The organism is Chroococcidiopsis cubana SAG 39.79 (genome assembly GCF_003991895.1).
In the GTDB taxonomy this organism is placed as follows: Bacteria; Cyanobacteriota; Cyanobacteriia; order Cyanobacteriales; family Chroococcidiopsidaceae; genus Chroococcidiopsis; species Chroococcidiopsis thermalis.
This window is the reverse complement of the sequence record NZ_RSCK01000193.1, coordinates 289-5,115: the sequence shown is the minus strand read 5'-3', so window position 1 is coordinate 5,115 and position 4,827 is coordinate 289. Positions and strand designations below refer to the sequence as shown.

Below are 4,827 nucleotides of genomic sequence, written 5' to 3'. Positions count from 1 at the left end.
GGAATGAATTTGATAGTTTTCGTGATTGTGTCGATGCTGCTTTCAAACAGTGTCCTAATGTATATGCGTAGTGCTATAACACTACGCTGTCCCGTCTTTAAATCGACCCGCGAGAGAGAGTTGCTCGAAAACTCTGTCACTAAAACGGTAGAATTATTCACTAGAGCTAAGCCTGTGGGACAAGCTAAACCTTTTGCTACCGTGCGTCTGTTAGTATCTGCTGGATCTACAATCTGAGTCAACTGACCCAAAGCACAATCAGCGACTACGATACTGCCATTCTTTAGCTCAATTGCATCATACGGTACGCCAAAGCCCGTATAGGTATTAAGTACTGCTCCCGTTGCTCGATTCAATCGCTGCACAGCGCCAGCAAACCAACTACTAACAATTGCATTTGAGTCATTCACCGAGACAGTTAGAGGATTTTGCACGGGTGTAACAATACTGCGAATCGTTTGTTGTATGCGTCCGGTTTTTCGATCCAAAATTCGATAGGAATTCGTATCGGCGATGTAAAGCGAATTGTCATAAACGGCGAGTCCGCCTGGTGCTGTCAGTCCTCCACTATTTACAACTTTTCGGACGCGACCGGTTTGCGTATTAACTTCGTTAATATCGCTATCCACAAAGTTACTGGCATATAACAGATCGGTAGGACTAAAGGCGAGGTTATCTAATCCTGGTTGCAACTGAGCGATCGCTTTTGTTTGACCTGTTGCAACATCGACTTTCACAACTTCACCAGTTGCCGCATCTAGGGCAAATAATTCACCTTTAGAATTAAACTTAACAGCAGTTGGACTCTTCAATCCCGATGCCACTGGTGCGATCGCACCTGTATCGACATTAATTTTGATAATTTCTCCCGTAAACTGCAGCGGACTGTACAAGAGTCCATCACTACCAAAATCAAAAGCATTTAATCCTGGTTGGTTGAGAATCAAACGTGGGGAATTTTGCCCTGTGGGGTCAAGCTCATAGAGTCCGGTATTCTTTAAACTAAGACTTTGACCGATGAAGATGCGATCGCTTTTATCTTGAGCGATCGGATCGACAGCTGGTATGCCAGTGGCAATGGTAGCTACCTTGTTGGTTTGGAGGTCAAAAGTTCTTACCTCACTGCTGAGTAAAGCGGTGTACAAAATTTGACCATTTGGTGTAAAAATAAAATCGTCAGCTTGACCATCAGGGGACTTGAGAAAAACCTCATACTTACCTGTTGCTACATCAACCTTATATAGAGTTTGCTCGGCTACGCTGCCTACGTATAGCTGTCCTGTAGAATCAAACCTCAAACCATTCAAACCCTTGAAGGGTGATGGCGGTACTAAAACTTCTGGAATTGCTTGTACCGAACCTGCGTGGAGTAGAAAAAAATTGCTAATTAACAGCAGTCCCCACCGCCAATATTTGCGATCGAACCATTTCGTCATGAGTGACACGATTGATGATTAAGTGTTGCTTGTAGAATACTCTTTAGCGACCCAATATTCAAGCAGATTCGTTAAGGTGAATTATTTTTCATCTGATTCATTTTGAGAATTAATCGTTCTCATTTCTTGCAACTTTTCTACGACTGCCCCTATACAGATGCTTTACGTGCGATTAAGTATTTACTCAAAAAATGCACTTGCGTTGAAATATTTTGGAAACCAGCTTTTTCCAAACGTTCTACTAAATCATCAGTAATGTAATGTTTGTAGTAGGGTTCGTGGAATGTGTCATGGAAATATTCCATCGCGGGTATCATCTCAGGAGAATCTTTAACCTGAATTGAGTCACAGATAATAAATGTTCCGCCTGGCTGAATGACTCGGAAACATTGCTCAATTACTCTTTGACGTGCCATTACTGGTAGCTCATGCAAGAGAAAAACACAAGTTATAGCATGAAAATAGTTATCTTGGTATGGTAATTCTTCAGCATTAGCTTGTAGAAGTTGCGGTAGTTCTCCAGAATTTTGAGACAGCAATTGCTCTGCTTTACGCAAGTATGCAGGTGATAAATCTGTGCCATACAGGGATGCTTGAGGCAAAGCAGCGCGAGTTAATTTGATTGTTCTACCAGTACCACAAGCCACATCTAAAACTCGAATTTGCTGTGGTGAAACTGAATTAAAAGCTTTTAATCCTTGTTTCAACGGTGATAAAATTCGTCGCCGCATTGCATCGGTTGTACCACTAAAGAGAAGTTCAACTTGCAAGTCATAAAGATTGGCTGAGCGATCGCTTAAGTAGCCATCAGTCTGATGATGGAAGGTTTGTCTGTAATAATCGGGATAGCCAGTAGTGTCTATTTCTGGTGAAAAATCCTCATATTGCTTCCGTTCGGCTCGGTTCCAGGTTGATGGCATATCTAACCAGATCATGGGATAGTAGCGTAAAAAGTCTTTCCAAGGATTATCAAAGAGCAAGCTTGCGGGATATATACTGCGTTCGGCATCCTGCCAATCTGTTTCTAGCAGTTGATTTCGTCTTGTTTGAATTTTTCCTATCACTTCTAAAGGTAGTCGTTTGCTTTTCAATTCAAACGGAGAAGTAGTTAGGCGGAGCAACAGCGCACTTAAATTGTGAGCTAAGCTGAAGTAATTTTTGCCTTGTTGAAAAGCCTGATAAGTCAGGTTAGTACCGATTTTTGCAACAGAACCTAGTTTGCTGGTTTTGGTGTTATGTAACATAAAAGTGTTTGCTGAACTCGATGAATTCATCAAACACTCATGAGATATGAGATAGTCTCTGCAATCTTTGAGTAATATTTTTTTTAGATTTTTTTTGCCTTATTGGAGTTTCGAGTTACGAGGTGAGGTGTAGTTGTCATCTGTACCATCCTGGCTGTCATGCGAGATTTTATAGCTTCTATTATGTTTCTTGAAAGTTCGATGTTCATCATTTCGCATCCAAAAAACCACTATGAATAAAGTAGTCAAAATAGGTATTCAGCAATTTAGGATCTACTGGAGGACAAATAATTGCACTTTTTGCTAGTGCAGTCTGCGTTGCTTGACAGCTAATTTTCGGTTCTCTAGCTTGTTGATGCTTGCTCGAATTTTTGAGAAAGAAAGGCAAAAGAGGATATAAAGGATTCGTTCGCGATCGCGCTTGGTTGCTAAGCTGTGTCTGCCAGTCTTGATAAGAAACATGCTGGATAGGATAGCCTGAAGAACGAATAAAATCAGTTAGCTGATTCCAAGAAATAGGTTGAGGATTGTTTAAATGAAACGAGCTACCAAGAGCTTCGCGTTGTTTTGATAAATAGACAATACTTTTGCTAACATAATCAACAGGAGATAAATCCAACATGTCAGTTATACCAGTCATACAACCCAATTGGATGCAACCTGCGATCGTTCGACAAATCACATCATCAGTATACCAAGCACCTGTTTGACTGTGACCGGAAATAAAGGGTGGTCTGTAGATAGAAACGGGAATACCTCGATCGCGTGCTATTTGAGCTAATTTTTCTGCAACCCATTTACTTTGAGAATAAGAAAGTTTCATTCCATCGCTATGAGCAAGCGGGTCTGATTCGCTAACTGTTTTTCCCCAATAAAAAGATGACTCAAAAACAGCAACGGTAGAAATATGATGTACTGGCTTAACTTTACCAAAACTTGCCAAGCGGAAAATTTCTTGCGTCCCCAAAACATTGCTAGGCTTTAAAGCATGGTAGGGATAAACATAATTCAGCCAAGCGGCACTATGATAAATTACATCAACTTGACTAGCAATTTTTTGAAAATCTTCAGTTGACAACCCCAACTGAAATTTAGATAAATCGCCTAAAACTGGAATAACTCTGCCACGAAAAGTATCTTGCCAAATCCCATATTTTTCTAAATTATTTTGGATTTTGCTACGAGCAGAATCGCGATCGGTAGCGCGAACTAAGCAATAAATCTCGGCTTGAGTCTGTTGTAGCAGCTCTTGCAGTAAAAAAGCTCCTAAAAATCCCGTCGCTCCTGTGAGGAAAATAGCTTTTGGTTCGGAATTCAATGAGTCATAATTATGTTCTGGGTAGATTGTTTGGTCTAAAATTACCTCGGTTTCTAAATCTAGAGTGTCGTTAGTTGTAGTGTTTTTTGATGTTAGTTGTTCGAGCAATATATTTACTAATTGCTGAATGCTTGACCCTGACAACAAAAATTCTATAGGTAAGTTCACACCAAGTTCGGTATCGATCTGGTTTTTCAAGTCGATATTGCTCAGAGAATTGAAACCCATTTCATTAAGAGGCTTTTGTAAACTTAAATTTTGGGTTTCATCTAATCCTAAAACTTTGACCACTTTTCCTTTAGTGTAATTAATCAAAAGTTCTTGGCGTTTTGTTTCGTCGGAGACAGATGCTAATTGTTGAAGCAACTGCAAATTTTGAGTCAAATGAGTTTCTGGCGGTTTTTCTTTTACATTTGCTATTTCTCGTTGCACTAAAAGCCGACGCAAAATTTTACCCGAAGCTGATTTAGGAATTTTATCGACAATTTCCAACCGCCGAATTCTTTTATGTGGTGCGACAAGCCCTGCTGCAAATTCCATAATTTCCTCAGTAGTAGCAACGCTATTGAGGACAACAAAACCCTTGGGAACTTCACCCGTGCTGGGATGGGGACTGGGAATGACAGCAGCATCAGCTACTGCTGGATGGGATAACAATACAGCCTCTAGTTCTGCTGGCGCGATCGGATATCCGTTGTATTTAATTAACTCTTTAATCCGGTCAACTATGTAAAAATAGCCATCTTCATCTACATAAGCTACATCACCAGTGTGAAACCAACCATCGGCATCAATGACTTTTGCAGTCGCTTCAGGGTTGTTTAAATAT

Annotated in this window: 3 protein-coding genes; all 3 read right to left on the bottom strand. The window is 40.4% G+C overall.

All coding sequences use genetic code 11. The features are described from left to right. The coding region (locus tag DSM107010_RS36740; RefSeq protein WP_127025327.1) for an NHL repeat-containing protein at positions 1–1,436 on the bottom strand (1,436 nt) is incomplete at its 3' end. A 149-nt stretch (positions 1,437–1,585) separates the two neighbouring features. After that, positions 1,586–2,680, bottom strand: coding sequence for a class I SAM-dependent methyltransferase (locus tag DSM107010_RS36735; RefSeq protein ID WP_106170460.1), 1,095 nt, complete (start codon positions 2,678–2,680; stop codon positions 1,586–1,588). A 208-nt stretch (positions 2,681–2,888) separates the two neighbouring features. Then, a partial coding sequence (locus tag DSM107010_RS36730) for a thioester reductase domain-containing protein (RefSeq protein ID WP_127025329.1) occupies positions 2,889–4,827 on the bottom strand: 1,939 nt, incomplete at its 5' end.